Annotated in this window: 15 protein-coding genes; 7 read left to right on the top strand and 8 right to left on the bottom strand. The window is 63.9% G+C overall.

Annotation, left to right across the window (positions count from 1 at the left end; all coding sequences use genetic code 11):
* The first annotated feature begins 5 nt into the window (after window positions 1–5).
* From C449_RS03925 to C449_RS03915, 3 genes are all read left to right on the top strand, one after another.
* Window positions 6–770, top strand: a complete 765-nt coding sequence (locus C449_RS03925) for an IclR family transcriptional regulator (RefSeq protein ID WP_006076635.1) — start codon at window positions 6–8, stop codon at window positions 768–770.
* Window positions 771–1,057: 287 nt separating this feature from the next.
* Window positions 1,058–1,705 carry a rod-determining factor RdfA gene (gene rdfA, locus C449_RS03920; RefSeq protein ID WP_049913877.1) on the top strand — a complete coding sequence of 216 codons (648 nt, stop codon included), beginning with the start codon at window positions 1,058–1,060 and terminating at the stop codon, window positions 1,703–1,705.
* 168 nt (window positions 1,706–1,873) lie between these two features.
* Window positions 1,874–2,956 carry a M24 family metallopeptidase gene (locus C449_RS03915; protein ID WP_006076632.1) on the top strand — a complete coding sequence of 361 codons (1,083 nt, stop codon included), beginning with the start codon at window positions 1,874–1,876 and terminating at the stop codon, window positions 2,954–2,956.
* Between the two features lie 341 nt (window positions 2,957–3,297).
* Here C449_RS03915 and C449_RS03910 read toward each other — a convergent pair whose 3' ends face one another.
* The 4 genes from C449_RS03910 to C449_RS03895 form a co-directional block, all read right to left on the bottom strand.
* Window positions 3,298–4,215, bottom strand: coding sequence for a GNAT family N-acetyltransferase (locus C449_RS03910; RefSeq protein ID WP_006076631.1), 918 nt, complete (start codon window positions 4,213–4,215; stop codon window positions 3,298–3,300).
* Between the two features lies 1 nt (window position 4,216).
* Window positions 4,217–5,491, bottom strand: coding sequence for a Glu-tRNA(Gln) amidotransferase subunit GatD (gene gatD / locus C449_RS03905; RefSeq protein WP_006076630.1), 1,275 nt, complete (start codon window positions 5,489–5,491; stop codon window positions 4,217–4,219).
* Between the two features lie 66 nt (window positions 5,492–5,557).
* Window positions 5,558–5,851, bottom strand: a complete 294-nt coding sequence (locus tag C449_RS03900; RefSeq protein ID WP_152415647.1) for a hypothetical protein — start codon at window positions 5,849–5,851, stop codon at window positions 5,558–5,560.
* A gap of 108 nt (window positions 5,852–5,959) precedes the next feature.
* A complete protein-coding gene (locus tag C449_RS03895) occupies window positions 5,960–7,309 on the bottom strand; it encodes an oxidoreductase (protein ID WP_006076628.1) in 1,350 nt (449 codons plus the stop codon).
* 108 nt (window positions 7,310–7,417) lie between these two features.
* Here C449_RS03895 and C449_RS03890 point away from each other — a divergent pair, with 108 nt between their 5' ends.
* A complete protein-coding gene (locus tag C449_RS03890) occupies window positions 7,418–7,957 on the top strand; it encodes a hypothetical protein (protein ID WP_006076627.1) in 540 nt (179 codons plus the stop codon).
* A 144-nt stretch (window positions 7,958–8,101) separates the two neighbouring features.
* On the opposite strand, the gene C449_RS03885 is transcribed toward C449_RS03890, so the two are convergent.
* A complete protein-coding gene (locus C449_RS03885; RefSeq protein ID WP_006076626.1) occupies window positions 8,102–8,791 on the bottom strand; it encodes an ArsR/SmtB family transcription factor in 690 nt (229 codons plus the stop codon).
* Between the two features lie 119 nt (window positions 8,792–8,910).
* On the bottom strand, window positions 8,911–9,489 hold the full coding sequence (locus C449_RS03880) for a hypothetical protein (protein ID WP_006076624.1): 579 nt from the start codon (window positions 9,487–9,489) through the stop codon (window positions 8,911–8,913).
* 167 nt (window positions 9,490–9,656) lie between these two features.
* Between C449_RS03880 and C449_RS18215 the strand changes: the two genes are divergently transcribed.
* Window positions 9,657–9,800: a hypothetical protein gene (locus C449_RS18215; RefSeq protein ID WP_169316454.1), complete on the top strand. Its 144-nt coding sequence runs from the start codon at window positions 9,657–9,659 to the stop codon at window positions 9,798–9,800.
* 212 nt (window positions 9,801–10,012) lie between these two features.
* Here C449_RS18215 and C449_RS03870 read toward each other — a convergent pair whose 3' ends face one another.
* On the bottom strand, window positions 10,013–10,960 hold the full coding sequence (locus C449_RS03870) for a thiamine-phosphate synthase family protein (RefSeq protein WP_006076623.1): 948 nt from the start codon (window positions 10,958–10,960) through the stop codon (window positions 10,013–10,015).
* 210 nt (window positions 10,961–11,170) lie between these two features.
* Here C449_RS03870 and C449_RS03865 point away from each other — a divergent pair, with 210 nt between their 5' ends.
* On the top strand, window positions 11,171–11,521 hold the full coding sequence (locus C449_RS03865; RefSeq protein WP_006076622.1) for a DUF5802 family protein: 351 nt from the start codon (window positions 11,171–11,173) through the stop codon (window positions 11,519–11,521).
* Window positions 11,522–11,645: 124 nt separating this feature from the next.
* On the top strand, window positions 11,646–13,571 hold the full coding sequence (gene thrS, locus C449_RS03860) for a threonine--tRNA ligase (RefSeq protein ID WP_006076621.1): 1,926 nt from the start codon (window positions 11,646–11,648) through the stop codon (window positions 13,569–13,571).
* Window positions 13,572–13,854: 283 nt separating this feature from the next.
* Here the strand turns inward: thrS and katG are convergent, their stop codons facing one another.
* Window positions 13,855–15,999 carry a catalase/peroxidase HPI gene (katG, locus tag C449_RS03855; protein ID WP_006076620.1) on the bottom strand — a complete coding sequence of 715 codons (2,145 nt, stop codon included), beginning with the start codon at window positions 15,997–15,999 and terminating at the stop codon, window positions 13,855–13,857.
* Window positions 16,000–16,475: the final 476 nt, after the last annotated feature.

Below are 16,475 nucleotides of genomic sequence, written 5' to 3'. Positions count from 1 at the left end.
CGACCATGGAAGGGACGTCGACGCCATCGCTCCGAACCACTGAGAACACCATCCGAGTCGTGAGGGCGCTGAAGGAGCTCGACGGGGCGGGGGTGACGGAGCTGGCGACCCACCTCTCGATGTCGAAGAGCACCGTCCACGACCATCTCGCGACGCTTCGACGGCACGACTACGTGACCAAGGACGGTGACTCCTACGAGATCGGGCTGGGATTCTTCGAGATGGGCGAGTACGCCCGCAAGCGACGGAAAATCTACGAAGTCGCGAGACCGGAAGTCGCGGATCTCGCGGCGGAGACCGGCGAACTCGCGAACCTGATGGTCGAAGAACATGGCCGGGGAGTGTACCTCTATCGCTCGCGCGGGGAGAAGGCCGTCACGCTCGACACCCATACCGGCAAGCGACGGTATCTCCACAACACCGCGCTCGGGAAGGCGATCCTCGCCCATCTCCCCGACAGCCGTGTCGACGAGATCCTCAACCGTCATGGCCTCCCAGCAGCGACGCCGAACACGATTACTGATCGCGACCGCCTTCACGAGAAGCTCGCCGAGATCCGCGAACGTGGCGTCGCGTACTGCGGTCAGGAACGCGTCGAGGGACTCCAATGCGTCGCAGCGCCGGTCCTCGGCCGGGACAACGAGGTACTAGGGGCGATCAGCGTGGCTGCCCCGACAACGCGGCTGACAGGCGAGCGTTTCGCCGAGGAAATCCCCGAGCTCGTACTCCAGGCTGCGAACGTCGTGGAGATCAACGTCACCTACAGCTGATCGATGTTTCGCCGCCGGTGAGGCTCACGACGTCTCGTATCGACGCGAGCGATACCGCACAGGCGCGTACCGTTCCGCGTACAGGAACACCGGCCAACGATCGTCATATCGACGGCCGACGGTGTGAAGTCGCCCCGCGATCGACGCCTCACTGGGTCGTCGTTCCTCCGCACGGAACGCAGGTCGCTCTGCTCAGTGCGTTCGATGACTGCCGACGGCGAACAGGAGCGTTCGACGACGGTGCGAGCACAACACTCATGCAAGTTCGTCTCCGAGACGGTCACACGATGGCACAATCGGACGCGAAGTCGGGGAACGCGGGTGGCCCGTCATGCAAACTCGATCGCGTGATCGACGAGTACGAACTCGAGAGGGTGGCCGAAAACCTCCAGGAGTACTGGACTCGAGAGGACGAACGCTACAGTCTCCGGGGGCTGGCCAACTACGTGAACGAGTCGATCCTCCGGACTGCAATGGAGCGCGAAGGGCTGAACCCGCTCGACGGCGAGGTCGAGAACACCTACCGACTGCTTACCGACGACGAGGTGAGCCAGGGTGTCAGGACGCAGGCACACAGCCGGCTCGACCGGGGCGGGGTCGATATCGACGCGATCGAGGGAGATTTCGTGTCGTACCAGACGGTCAACCGTCATCTCAAGGAGTGTCTCGGCGTCGAGCGCGCGTCGACCGAGCGGTCCGACAGCGACCGTATCGACAGCGGTGCCCAGCGGATCGCCGCGCTCCGCAACCGAACGGTCGTCGTCACCGAAAACACACTCGATCAGCTCGGCTCGACCGGTGCGATCGCGCTCGGTGACCCCGACGTCTACGTCGATATCACGGTGACGTGTACCGAGTGCGGAACGCACGCGACCGTCCAAGAGCTGATCGATGAGGGAGGCTGTGAGTGCGAGCCGACCGACGAGAAGTCGTGACGTACGGCTACCACAGGTTGTGACACCAGTAGTGTCGTTACACAGAGCCGGGACGAGCTCGTTCCACTCGGCCGGACGAGTCCCTGACCGTTCCGGGTGTCGCCTTCGGAACTCGGGGACGGTCCGCCGAACCAAAGGTATAGGACCTTGGCCACGCCCACCGGTCACATGGAAACGAAACGGGCGCGGCTCGACGGGTTCCTCGACGAACGCGACCTCGCGGCAGTGTGGTTCGGACGGCCGAACACGTTCGGATGGCTCCTTGGCGGGAACAGCGTCGTCGACGAGGAAGCCACAGTCGGCGTCGCGGCCGTCGGTTACGACGGCGATGAGTTGACGGTCGTCACGAACAACATCGAGGCCCCGCGACTGCGCGAGGAGGAGTTACCCGATGGGGTCGCCATCGAGACGACCGACTGGTACACGGCGGACCTCGGGGAAGCAGTTGCCGACCGCTCACCCACGCCCGCCGCGGCGGATTTCGACGTTCCGGGCTTCGCGTCCGTCGACGCCAGCGGGCTCCGACAGCCGCTCGTCGACGCCGACATCGCGGCCTACCGCGAACTCGGTCGCGACACTGCCGCAGCCGTCGAAGGAGTTTGTCGAGAGCTCGATCCGAGGGACACCGAGCGGGAAGTCGCGGGACGGCTCGCCGGGGCGCTCGCGGATCGGGGAATCGCCGCCCCCGTGGTGTTGGTCGGGAGTGGGGAGCGTGCTCAGCAGTATCGCCACTACACCCCGACCGACGTACAGTTGGGATCGTACGTCCTCGTGTCAGTGACCGCACGGCGTGCGGGGCTCCACGCGAGCTGTACGCGAACCGTGGCGTTCGATCCGCCGTCGTGGCTCGACGACCGACACGCGACCGCGGCCCGTGTCGAGACGAGCGCGCTCGCGGCGACACGGGAAGTCGGTTGCGCGGCTGGTACCGCAGCCGATGTCTTCGAGCGAATTCAGGACGCGTACGCCGCCCTCGGTCATCCGGACGAGTGGCGCGCGCATCACCAAGGTGGCGCGGCGGGCTACGCCGGCCGCGAGTGGATCGCCACGCCGACACACGACGCGCCGGTCGAGCTTCCGATGGGCTACGCGTGGAATCCGACAGTTCAGAGTGCGAAAAGCGAGGACACGATGCTGGTGACCGAAAACGAGTTCGAACCACTCACGACGACCGGTGAATGGCCCACCCGAACTGTGTCGGCGGTCGGGGCTGACGTCGAACTGGAGCGCCACGACGTGCTTCAGGTGTAACCGTTTCGGCGATTGTCAAACAGTAGTAGTTGTACTTTGTTCGCGGTCCTCTTCGCTCGATCGCCCCGGAGTCCGATTCAAGACGGCCACAAGGAGATCTCGCTCGGGAGGCAGCGCCAGTTGTTTGCGGGCGTGTTTTCTTCGGAAATCAGTTCTCAGCCACGAAGCAACGCAAATTCGTCGAGTAGCCAAGCGGGCGATCTTCCCGCAGACGGCCTCTCGACTTCGATCGCCGCCGAGCGGTACCATCGAACGCGGTCATCACCGAGTTGATCGACAATACAATTTTTTATATTTGATAGTGCTGGAGCTGCCGACCATCGTTCCGATCGCCTACCGGATCAGACGAGTGCGGCTTCGAGCACGAAATCAGGATTCTCGCCGAGATCGACATGGGCGGCCGCCACGTCGGAGACGTGTCGTGGCGTCTCGGGCACGAGTACGCGCACGCGGTCAGCACCCACCGCAGCCGCATCCGCGCTGATCGCACGAAAGAGCGCGCGTGCGGCCCCGAGATCGGTCCACGCGCCGACGCCGTACTCGGTCCAGTGTTTGATCTCTCCCTCGGTCTCACGCTCGTAGTCACGCACTCGATGGGCCATCGCCCGCGTGCCGTCGTCCTCGCGGCGGACGGCGAACACTCGCGTCTCGTCTGCCGCGCGGTGGAGCCCTTCACGGGTGAGTTCGGACATCGCCCACGACTCGTCGTCGTCGAGTGCGAGCCCGGAGAGAGCCCGCTGGGCGTCCGAGCGCCGCCAGAAACTCCACGCGGCATCCGGATCGTCGACGACCGTGTAGGCTCTCGGCAGGGTGGCGTCGGAGTCGGGTTCGGGATGCGCCCACCGGAACTCACACAGCGGTGCGAAGCCGACGGCGCGCGATCCGCCGAGGCCGGCAGCGTTCCACGAGAACACCATGTTGCGGACGACGGTCGCGCCGCGCTCGCGCGCCCACGTGAACAGCGCGTCGTTGAGCTGCGTGCTCAGTCCCTCGCCCCGGTAGTCGGGGTTGACTCGCATTCCCTGGGCCCACGCCTCGTGTTCGGAGAGGAGGACACCCTGACAGATGCCCGCGACGTCGTCGCCCGAATCGGCGAGAAAGGTTCGTTGACTGTCGCCGTCGCCCGCGATCCACTCGTGGTAGATATCGGGGATGTAGTCGCCGCTGTCACGGTCGGCCCACGTCTCACGAGTGAACGCAGCGACTGCCTCGTAGTCGTCGGGTCTGGCCTGTCGAATCGTGATATCGGTTGCGCTCACGTCACCGCGCCTCCGGAACGGGGTGGTTCTCGGGCGGTACCGAGCGTTCGGTACACTCGCCGGCGATCGGGGTTCCCATCGTCGTGGCGACGTCCTCGGCGTTCGCGAGCGCCCACATCAGTTTGACCTTCGCGGTGCCCGGCAGGAGGTCTTCGCCTTCGATGACACCTGCGTCGAGGAGGTCACGCCCGGTGTCGTACACCCGATCGCAGACCCGGCCACCGAGACACTGGCTGGTCATCACTACGCTGGTCCCGTTCGCGACGAGTTCCGCGATCGGTGGGATCCAGTCGGTGTGAACGTGCCCCAACCCCGTGCCCTCGATCACGAGCCCCGCACTCCCCGCGACGCCATCGAGCACTGCCTCACTGGTCCCTGGCGTGAACTTCACCAGCTCGACATCGGTTTCGAGATCGGAGGCAAGATCGAGTTCGACCGCGCCGCGCTCGGCGTGTTCCCGTCGGAATCGCACCTCGACGGAATCGTCGCCGCCGTACGCCACCGTGCCGAGCGGATCGGCTCCAACAGTTTGGAACGCATCCCGTCGAGAGGTGTGGTTCTTCCGGACCCGGGTCCCGCGATGGAGCGCACACCGATCGTCCGACTCGCTCGCGTGCATACAGACCAGGACCTCGGCGCAGTCGCTCTTTGCAGCCTCGACCGCACAGACCGCGTTCATCACGTTGTCCGAGGAGGGACGGTCGGCCGAGCGCTGGCTCCCAGTGAAGACCACCGGGACAGGTGTATCGAGCATGAAGGCGAGCGCGCTCGCGGAGAACTGCATCGTGTCGGTACCGTGCATCACGACTACGCCGTCCGCGCCGTTTTCGATCTCCTCGTGGACAGCGTGGGCGAGGTCCTGCCAGACCCCGGGCGTCATGTTCTCCGAGAGGATGTTCGCCACGACGCGCCCTCGGTAGTTCGCCCGGCCCGCGAGGTCCGGCACCGCCCGAAGGACGTCCTCCGCGTCGAACTGTGCGGTCACCGCACCGGTCCGATAGTCGACCGTCGAGGCGATGGTTCCGCCGGTGGAGATGAGCGCCACCGTCGGCAGGTCGTCGTCGAACTCGACGGTCGAAGAATCGTCGTCTTCTCCATCACCGATGTCGTAGACATCCGATTCGACGACTTTGACGGTCGTGTCCGCGCGCTCGACACCAACGTTGTACCCGCCGTCGAGTTTGAGGACGGCGTGATCGTCGGTCGTCGACGGCAGCAACACGCCCTCGTGGGTCCGCCCGTCGCGGGTGAGGCGAACGCGATCTCCCGGGTTCATACCCGCTCTACCGGGCCGTCGGACTTCAACCCCTTCGTTTGCCGATCGATGATGTCGACCTCGAATTCACGCGCCGAACGTGTTCCTGACGGCAAGGGCGAGTCCGGCTATGCCGAGCACGGCACAGCCGCCGCCGAGCAGGATCCACCACGTGCCCGCTTCCTCTCGGAGATATCCGGTGGATCGCTTACCGTCGACTCGCTCCGGCCACCATGCCATCACGACTCCGATACTGATGAGTAGTACGCTGAGCGTGAGTAGGAGTGGCTCGCCGCTAACCCCGCCTGAGGCAAGCGTCAGCGCTGTCTGGGCCATCCCCATGACAGTGAACGCCAGTCCTGCTACCCGGGCTCGCTTCATCGACAGCTCTTGTGATCCATACCACATATGAGTTGGCGTGTACGACAACAGCCGTCGCTGTTCCGTTGCGATCAGCCCGAGAATCCGTTTTCCTCGGCAACGAACTTACTATTCTTGTTCGTCCGTTCGCGGCCGCTCGTACGCCCCCGCTCGGCGGAGTTCACCGGCCGCTTCGAGCACACTTGGCGTCCGACAAACACCGCGTGCGCCGGTTGCCTGGGGAACGGCACAGTTGTTGCAGTTTTCACAGACTGCGTGAGGATCGTCCGCCGGCGTCGTCCCGTTCGCCTCAACATCGAGCAGTCGGGCCGGCAACCGTGGTTCGGCGTAAAACGGCCGACCGACGCCGACCAGTTCGCAGGCATCGCCGACGAGCGAATCCATCTCCGCACGGCCACGAATCCCGCCCTCGCAGAGCACCGGCAGCGAGGTCGCTTCGCACACCCGTCGGCAGAGGTCGGCGTTCCACGCCGGCTCGAAATCGTAGTACTCCGCTTGGAGACGATTCGCGGCCGCGATGAGGCGCGCCCGCGCTCGGCCGCCGAACACCGCCCCGTAGTCGTCCTGAAATCGGTCATCACCCCACGCCCGTTCAGGATGTTGGCCGCGAACGAGACTCATGTCCCAGAATGTCGACCCTCGGACCGGCACCACGGCGTCGAAGCCGATCCGCTCGGCGTGCTCGGCGAGCCGTATTCCATCAGTCGCAGAGAGCCGGGGTCGGACGAACGGCGGTGCGGCCGTTTCGACCGGAACCTTCGTCATCACGGGGAGGTCGTCGACTCGTTCGCGGATCTCGTCGTGAACGAGTTCGAGGAAGCGGACTCGGTTCTGGAACGAGCCGCCGAACTCGTCCGACCGACGGTTGTAGTACGGTGAGAGGAACTGCTGGATAATGCCCATGTTCGCGCCCGCGAGATGGATTCCGTCGTAGCCCGCCGTGGTCGCATGACCGGCCGCACGCCCGAAATCAGCGGCGAGATCGTACACCGCATCGGTCGAGAGCACGTCGCAGTCGTAGTCGAGAAAGCCAGCGCGCGCGGCGAGCCGGAGGAGTCGTGGTGGGCGTGAGACCGCGAGCTGTTGTAGTCCGGGGTTGGCTGCGCGATACGGTCGGTGCCATGTTTCGAGCGAGCGAACCCCGCCGTGATCGAGCTGGGCCACGATCCGCGCGCCGTGGTCGTGGATCGCGTCGGTGAGTCGCCGGAGATCGTCGGCGCGGTCGGCAGTGGCGAGATGGGTCATGTTGGGCGCGACCCGGCCACCCTCACGGTGGATCGGCATCGCACCCTGGCAGATCAGCCCCACACCCGCGGCGGCCGCGGGTTCGAGTTCGTCGACGAGCCGATCGATCGCGTCCGGCCCATCGCCCGCGCATTCGAGCAGCGGTGCGCGGTAGAGCCGATTAGGAAGGTCGAGACCGGCGATTTCGGCGGGCGTATCGAGATCCGGCGACACAGTATGGGACACGCTCTCGATCGGCTTAGCGATTGGGTGGGACCGACGGCCGGACGCGTTTCGCCGCTCCGGGGAAAGGTCCATGCCGCTGGACGACTGAGGGCCGGTATGGCCGACAGCGGTGGCGAACAAACGAAAACTCGCGATGTCGACGAACTCCTCGCCGACGTCGACGACATCACGGCCGACGACGGCGACACGACGACCGGCTCCAGCACCGATACGGCCGATCGCGTCGGCAGCCGGGAGCACGTGTCGCGCGGAACCGACCAGGGTGGATCGGGACTCCGTGACCGTGCCGAACAGATGTTCTCGCTCCGGACGTTCGTCGTCGCGCTCGCGCTCACGGCGGTCGGCATGGCACTCGGCGGGTTCGCCCCGCTCGTCGGTGGTCTGCTCGGGTTCGTCGGGGTGTTCGTCGCGACCTTCGTCCTCGGACTCGTCGGCGATCGGAGCCACTACCCCGAGACCGGCGTCGCGAGCGCGGCCGTCGCCGGCGGCTGGTCGGTGCTCGGCAACGTTACGCTGATAGCGGTCGGCCTCGGCGTCCCGTTGATCGCAGTGAACGCCGGGATCGGGCTGCTCGCCGGTCTCGTGGGCCACTACTTCGGCCGCGATCTTCGGGACGGACTGACGCGCGAGATATAGGAGGGGCGACAGGAGTCGAGCCACGGCGATCGGAAGTATTTGTACACGTTACAAGAGCCGACCGCGAATCACGCCCCTAGAGCCCCTGTTATCGACGGTTTCTAGATATAGATAGCGCTTTGTGAATAGCAGAAATGGGGTTTTTTATGTCGCGATCTCCCAGCCATCGTCGTCTTCGCGAACCAGGTCGTGCGTCGAGAGGAGATCGAGCGCGTCTTCGACCACCGGAAGCGGCACACCGAGGTGTTCGGCGATAGCATCGGACGTATCGGCCCCCGACTCGATCGCGCCGAGGATCTCGGCGCAGAAGCGCGCGTCGCCGTGGTCCGCGAACTTCCCCGCTCCGTCGGCCGCGAGCCCCTCCTCGATCCGATCGGTAAGTGCGTCGCGCAGCGACGTGAGTCGGCCCTGGACCCATCGCTGGGCCAGAGAGAGTTCGTCCTCAAGCTGGTCGAGCCGTTGGAGGTCGTCCGCGAGTGCGGACAGCTCGCTGGTATCGCTCGCTGAAACGTCGATCGAGACGTACCGACAGGTCGCGAGATCGAGGCTCGAACTCGCTGGGTAGGCGCTTTTCGCCCCGAACCCGTACGGCGAGACGTTGACTTCGAGCCGGAGGTTCCGCGAGATGCGGAAGTACTTCCGGCGACCGTCGTCGGCCCGACTCTCGACGAGACCCGCGTCCTCCAGCTTCCGGAGGTGTCCGATCACCGCCTTCGGACTCACGCCGAGCGACTCACTGATCTCGGTGACATAACACGGTCGCCGGGCGAGCAGCCGGAGGATGCGCCGGCGGTTCTCGTTGCCGAGGAGATCGAGCAGCGCCGCTGAGTCCATTCACCTGTGGTTAGTGCCGCACGGACAAAAGGATGACTCCATATAGGTATTCACGACGGACTACCGGAGACTACGCTCACGACGTTCGTGTTACGTCGTGGCGGTTTGCGGAATGCCCGTCAGCCGTACTTCGAGGCGACGGTTCCCTCCGCATCGCCTGGACGATCGGAATCGGGACTGTCGACCTGCGATCGATTGTCCGCCTCAGCGCTCGGTACGGAGAGGTTCGCAGCGCGGCGTGCGAGCTGGTCCAGTCCGGAGGCGTTCACGCCCGCGCTCGCCGCGGCGGTCTTTGCGTCGTTGATCGCCGTTCGGAGCGCCGCGACGTCGGCCACGAGCCGTTCCCACCTCGCGCTCTGACGCACCGATCGGTTGGTTTCCGTCGGCGTAAACGTGCGCAGTCGCTCGTCAGTCTGATTGAGGCGACCCCGGAGTGTTGTGATTCGCTGCTCGACGAGGGTTTGCTTGTTGGACTGGTTCTCGGCACGCTCGAACGCGGCGATCCACATCCCCGAATCGACCGAGCCGTTGGCCGCGGCGGTGCGTTGTTGCATGAACACCGAGACCTCCTCGCCGAGTTCCGTCTCCGTGGTCGGTTGGGCTGCCGTCGTGGCTCCGGCCTGCGAACCGGCGCTCAGACCCATGGTTCCACAGAGCAGCAGCGAGACGAGGAGCACCGCAGCGTCGTTCGCGTTCACTACACGCTCGTTGCACGGACTGGAATAAAAGCGCGACGGCCGTTCATGGTGTCCAATAACATGCATCCACCGCAGCAAGTGGCGGGATCAACCGACACACTTGCAAAATAACGGTGAAACCGTTGGGTGTCCGAAATTACAAGCATCGTCACGTGGTATCGTGAATCATGGCAGTGTGTCCCGGCTGCGAGGCCGACATCACGGTCTGGGCCGAGCGACTCGAACAGGCGAGCGCGGCGAGCACCCCGAAAGTCTGGACCTGTCCGGAGTGTGATACGGTGCTCGGTATCTCCGACTGGGGCTCTCAGTAACGAATCGGCTGCGATCGAGTCGGCACGAAGTGCTAGCGGGCCAACATCTACCGGAGTAGAACAAGCAAACCACGCCTGAGCGCCGAATCCCATCGATCACAGCGGCGGTCCGCTGGAGGTCGTAGAGACATTCCTAGAAGAATCCGCTCCGACCGCTCAGACCGGCAAGAACGTCGAGTGAACGTCGTATTCACCCAGTTAAGTTCGAAGGACTATGGCGCATCGTCGGAGTCGTTGGGAGTGTCCGCGGCAGCAGCGAGGTCAGCGGCGAGTGCAGCGGCCTCGACCGCGGTCGTCCCGAGAAGGTACGTCACGGGTTCGATGCCAAATGCACCCTCGTGATAGATGACTTGCGGAACCGTTCCGCGCTCGTGAAAGCGCTCCTGGAGATGCTCGGCACGGTTCTCGTAGCCCGCTTCGAATCGAAGCGGATCGATACCGCAGTCACGGGCCGCCGTGAGGAGTGCGTCGGAGGTAGCGAGGTTGAGTGCTCCCCGGATCGATGGTTCGATAGCCATTGCAGCGATCACGGTTCGTGCGACGTGCTGGGATGCACCGAACTCCGGACGTGCTGGAACGAGCACCCGATCCCCTACTGCGTGCAGCCGGCCAGGGACGGCCGCGACTTCGGTTTCGTCGGTCGCTTCCGGAAGCGCCGTAGCGATGTTCGTGCCGACGTTCGGAATATGAGCGGCGATGGCGGACGTGTTCGTTACTCGACGGACAGCGGTTCGAACCGCCGTGAGTGCGTCCCGTTCGGCGAGGACGCCGGTGTCGGTGCCCCGGATACACAGATCACAGCCGAGTCCGGAGAGTGCGGGCATCTCCTCTTCGTGGACAGCACAGATGGGACCGCGATCTTCGAACTCGTGGATCAGTTCGAGCAGTTCGGCCAGCGCCTCGTAACTGTCCATCGTGTCGGCGGCGAACCCCTCGGCGATCCGCGTCATCGTCGCCTGCATGCGCTCGTCCTCGCGGAAACGTTCCTCGACGACGCCGCTTTGACCGAGGGTTTTGCTGACCGCGGCTTGCGTTACGCCCAATCGGTCAGCGATCTCCTGTTGGGTGAGGCCACGTTCGTCGAGTTCGTCTGCCAGCATTGCCCGAGCAGTCGGGAGGAAACGCTCGACGACGATCTCGCTCGGGAGTCGCAACGACATAGCACCCGATTCACCGACAGCAGTGATAAATCGTGGCCATCGATGGGCTCAGAATACCCCCTACACCAGTCGGGTAGTGGCTTTCGCTATCAGACGAAACAACCGTCCAGTAACGGCGTTTTCTGCGAACACTGATCGGTTGTATGTGGGTCTGGAGCCGACACCGGGGAACGCTTATTACCGCTGGCATGTTGTATGTAAACGGATAGCATGTTTGAACGATTCTCGCGCGGCTACTACCTCGGCCGGCTCTCCATCGAACCCCACCCCCACGACGGGTCGCAACCGCTCATCCAGCGGACGACCCACGAGCGGCTCAACGAAGCGCTGTACGCGGAAGGTGAGGGGATCGAACGAACCGATCTCCCGCTCGTGATGAAAGTCGAGACCAGTCACCTCGCGGTCGGCGGGGACGATGGCGTTCCCGAGGACACGCTGTGGCTGCCGGAACCGGTGCTCGCGGACCTCCGGATCGAGACGCCGCCCACTCTTCAAGAAGTGCTGCTCGCCACGGCGGACCGCGCGGCCCAGCTGCTCCGACTCTCGGGCACGGCAGTCTGAGCGATCGGACCAGTGAGCGGAGTAGGCAGTCGTGATTCGTGGATGGTGGATACTCGTCGTGGCGACAGCAGTAGGGTTGGGTCGTCTCAACAGGCTTATCCCGGGTGTGGCACCTACGCCATCCATGAGCGATGTCGTCGTGACGCTGCCGGACGGTTCCGAACTCCCGATGGAGCCTGGTTCGACGGTCGAGGACGTAGCCTACGAGATCGGGCCAGGACTTGGAAACGACACGATTGCGGGAGTCGTGGACGGCGAACTCGTCGCCGCGGCCGAACCGATCACCGAGGACAGCCGGCTGGAGATCGTAACTGAGGACTCCGAGGAGTATCTCGACGTACTCCGGCACTCGGCGGCCCACGTCTTCGCCCAAGCGCTCGGGCGGCTCCACCCCGAGGCGAAGCTCACCATCGGTCCGTGGACCGACGAAGGGTTCTACTACGACATCGCGAACGTCGATCTCGACAGCGAGGATCTGGCGGCGATCGCCGAGGAGGCCCAGACCATCATCGACGCGGACCTCCCGATCGAGCGGGTCGAACGCCCCAGGGAGGAAGCCTTCGAGATCTACGCCGACAATCGGTTCAAGCGCGATATCCTCGAAACGGAGGCGGGGGGCGAGGACCCCGTGAGCTTCTACGAACAGGGCGATTTCTTCGATCTCTGTCAGGGCCCACACGTCGCCTCCACGGGTGAGATCGGCGGGTTCGCGCTGCTCGAAACTTCTGCGGCGTACTGGCGCGGTGAGGAGGACAACGAATCGCTCACGCGAGTCTACGGGACGGCCTTTCCGAACGAAGACGACTTGGAGGAGTTCCTTGACCGCCGGGAGGAGGCAAAGGAACGCGACCACCGCAAGATCGGTCAGGAGATGGATCTCTTCAGCGTTCCCGATCACTCACCAGGCAGCGTTCACTACCATCCCAACGGGATGACGATCCGCCGGGAGCTGGAAGAGTACATCCGCGAGATGAACGACGAACTCGGGTACGAAGAGGTCTGGACGCCCGAACTCAACAAGACCGAGATCTGGAAACCGACGGGGCACTACGACAACTTCACGGCCGAGGGCGAGATGTTCGCGTGGGAGCAGGACGACTTCGAGTACGGCCTGAAACCGATGAACTGCGCGAACCACGCCCATCTCTACGACCGTGAGCGGTGGTCGTACCGCGATCTACCGATGCGGTACTCGGAGTTCGGCACCGTCTATCGTAACGAGCAGTCGGGTGAGCTCTCAGGGATGCTTCGGGTCAGGGGTATGACCCAGGACGACGGCCACGCGTTCGTTCGTCCCGACCAACTCAAAGACGAGATCACCCAGACCCTCCGGGTGATCGAGGAGATCTACAGCCAGTTCGACCTCGAAGTGCTCTACAAACTCGAAACCCAGGGCGACAACGCCATCGGGAGCGACGAGATCTGGGACCAGGCCACCGACGCACTGGTGGATGCACTCGAAGCCGAGGGTCTCGACTACGAGATCGAGGACGGTGAGGCGGCCTTCTACGGACCGAAGATCGGTCTCGACGCCCGAGACGCACTCGGCCGCGAGTGGACAATCGGAACAGTACAGGTGGACTTCAACATCCCCGAGCGCCTTGATCTGGTCTACGTCGGCGAGGACAACGAGGAACACCGTCCGGTGACGATCCACCGCGCGCTGTTGGGGAGCTTCGAGCGGTTCATGGGTGTTTTGATCGAACACTACAAGGGTAACTTCCCGCTCTGGCTCGCGCCCGAACAGGTCCGCGTGCTGCCGGTGAGCGACGACAACGTCGAGTACGCCGAGTCGGTCGCAGCGGAGCTCGACGGGTTCCGAACCGAAGTCGAGACCCGCTCGTGGACGGTCGGGCGGAAGATCCGCGCTGGCCACGACGACCGAGTACCGTACATGCTGATCGTCGGCGATACCGAGGAAGAGGCGGGGACCGTCTCGGTACGCGACCGTGAGGAACGGGAGCGGGACGGGGTCGATCTCGACGAGTTCCGGACGGCGCTGGAAGCCGAGCGCGACGAGAAGCTGACCGCACCTGCGTTTCTCGACTGACCACGAAGTAGCGGGACCGTTTCCGTGAACCGACGACACCTCGTCGTCTGTTTCTGTCCTCGGGCCCACCGAAAGCGCGAGACTATCGAAGCAGTGTTCGGGAAGTTCGACACTGTCATCAGCCGATAGCAGTTCGTGTCAGAATATCGGTGTCGACCCTGGTAGAAGCACATCCACTCCGTTCGACACTTCGTCACGAAACAGTGGCAAAAAACGGCGTGGTGACCGTGGCGACACGTCGTCGAGACGTCGACACGGCCACCGACCGGACCCGCAGATCGGATTACTCGAGGTCGAAGCGATCGTTGGTCATCACTTTGTGCCACGCGTCCACGAAGTCGTCCACGAACTCCTCCTCTGCATCATCGGCTCCGTACACCTCGGCGATGGCTCGGAGTCGAGAGTTCGACCCGAAGACGAGATCCACACGGGTACCCTTCCGGACGAGTTCGCCCGTGTCGCGGTCGTACCCCTCGAACACGTGCTCGTCTTCCGAGACCGGTTCCCACTCCGTGTCCATGCCGAGCAGGTTCACGAAGAAGTCGTTGGTCAGCGTCGCCGGTCGGTCGGTGAAGACGCCGAGGTCGGAGCCGTCGTAGTTCGCGTCCAGCGCCCGCATCCCGCCGACCAGCACCGTCATCTCGGGTGCAGTCAGATTCAGGAGCTCCGACCGGTCGACCAGCATCTCCTCGGCCGGCTGGTCGGCCTCGTCCGACCGGTAGTTCCGGAACCCGTCTGCCTCTGGCTTGAGCGCCTCGAAGGACTCGACGTCGGTCTGCTCCTGCGAGGCGTCCGTCCGGCCCGGTTCGAACGGGATGTCCACGTCGTGGCCGGCCTCGGCCGCCGCTTCCTCGACGGCCGCGTTGCCACCCAGGACGATCAGGTCGGCGAGCGAGACTTTCGTCCCGTCCGAGCGCGAGCTGTTGAACTCCTCGCGGATCTCGTCGAGCGTGTCCAGCACGGTCGTCAGCTCCCCCGACTGATTGACCTCCCAGTCCCGCTGCGGTCGAAGACGGAGCCGAGCGCCGTTCGCGCCACCGCGCTTGTCGCTGTCACGGTACGTCGACGCCGACGCCCAGGCGGTTCTGACCAGTTCGGAGACGGATAGCTCCGAGTCGAGGATCTCTTCTTTGAGTTCGGCGATCTCTTCCTCATCGATCAGACCGTGGTCGACATCGGGGAGGGGATCCTGCCACAGCATCTCCTCGTCGGGTACCTCGGGACCGAGGAGCCGGGTTGGCGGGCCCATGTCGCGGTGAATCAGCTTGTACCACGCTTTCGCGAAGGCCTGCTGGAACTTGCGGGGATCCTCCTGGAAGCGTTCGAGGACCTCCCGATAGTCCGAATCGCGCTTCAGGGCGACGTCCGTCGTCAACATCATGGGATCGACCGTCTCCGAGGAGTCGTGGGCGTCGGGTACGGTGTCCTGTAGCTCCTCATCGACCGGTCGCCATTGCCATGCGCCGCCGGGACCTTTGTGCGCCTCCCACTCGTAGTCGAGCAGGTTGTCGATGTACCCCATGTCCCACATGGTCGGCGTACCGTTCCACGGACCTTCGATACCACCGGTGATGGTGTCCTGCCCGCGACCGGATTCGTAGTCGCTCTCCCAGCCGAGGCCCTGTGACTCGATGGGGGCCGCTTCGGGTTCGGGACCGAGGTGTTCGGGATCGTCAGCACCGTGGACCTTCCCGAATGTGTGTCCGCCGGCGATGAGCGCGACCGTCTCCTCGTCGTTCATCGCCATGTGGTCGAACGTCTCGCGGATGTTATGTGCCGATCCCTCGACATCGGGCTCACCGTACGGTCCTTCGGGGTTCACGTAAATGAGCCCCATGACGGTGTTACCGAGTGGGTTCTTGAGGTCGCCATCCTCCTCGAACCGTTCGGGGGAGGTGACTTCCATGTCGTCTTCGGGTCCCCAGTCGACGGCCTCGTCGGGCATATACGCGTCCTCGCGGCCGCCGCCGAAGCCGAACGTCTCGAACCCCATCGACTCCAGGGCGACGTTCCCCGTCAGGACGATCAGGTCGGCCCACGAGAGGCTCTTGCCGTACTTCTGTTTGACCGGCCAGAGCAGGCGTCGGGCCTTGTCGAGGTTCGCGTTGTCGGGCCAGCTGTTGAGTGGTGCGAGCCGCTGTCCGGCGCGGTTCGCGCCACCGCGGCCGTCGGCGACGCGGTACGTGCCAGCGCTGTGCCACGCCATTCGAATCATCAGTGGGCCGTAGTGGCCGTAGTCGGCCGGCCACCAGTCCTGGGACGTCGTCAACACGCCCTCGATGTCCGCCTTCACCTCGTCGAGGTCGAGTTTCTCGAACTCCTCGGCGTAGTCGAACTCCTCGTCCATCGGATCGCCCGGGCGAGCGTTCCGGTCAAGGATCTCCAAGTCCAACTGATTCGGCCACCAGTCCTGATTTGATCTACTCATCGTCGAGCGACCTCCGAGATCTCGTCGTCCGGTTCGCCCATCCCGTGGTTCGATTTTTCGTCTGACATGAGTCGAGCTGTCTACGGTGACACTCCGTAGCGAAACAGTATAAATCTGACCAAGCTAAGTCCACAATATCCAGAATATATCTCCTACTACACGAACTATTTCTACCGATCCGCAAGACAGTCGGTACTGACCACCATCGGATCAGCCATATCAAATCGGCAGCCATCGGTGCAATAAGCCGATGAGTCGGGAAGAATGAATCGAGAGAAACCGTACCGGATGACTGAAATCGGGTTCTAATGACGTCAATCTGACGATGATAGTATACACTATCGCTGGGCTGTGTGTCCTCACGTGGTATTCCGTGATCATTTAGCTACCGGCGCTGACAGACGTCACACCGGCAAAATTGGGGTTGGTGACGATCGGCGACCGAGATGAATTAGAGGGCGTCCAACATCTCGAGA

Origin of the sequence: Halococcus saccharolyticus DSM 5350 (genome assembly GCF_000336915.1) — an archaeon.
GTDB lineage: Archaea > Halobacteriota > Halobacteria > Halobacteriales > Halococcaceae > Halococcus > Halococcus saccharolyticus.
This window is presented reverse-complemented; position numbering and strand designations above follow the sequence as displayed.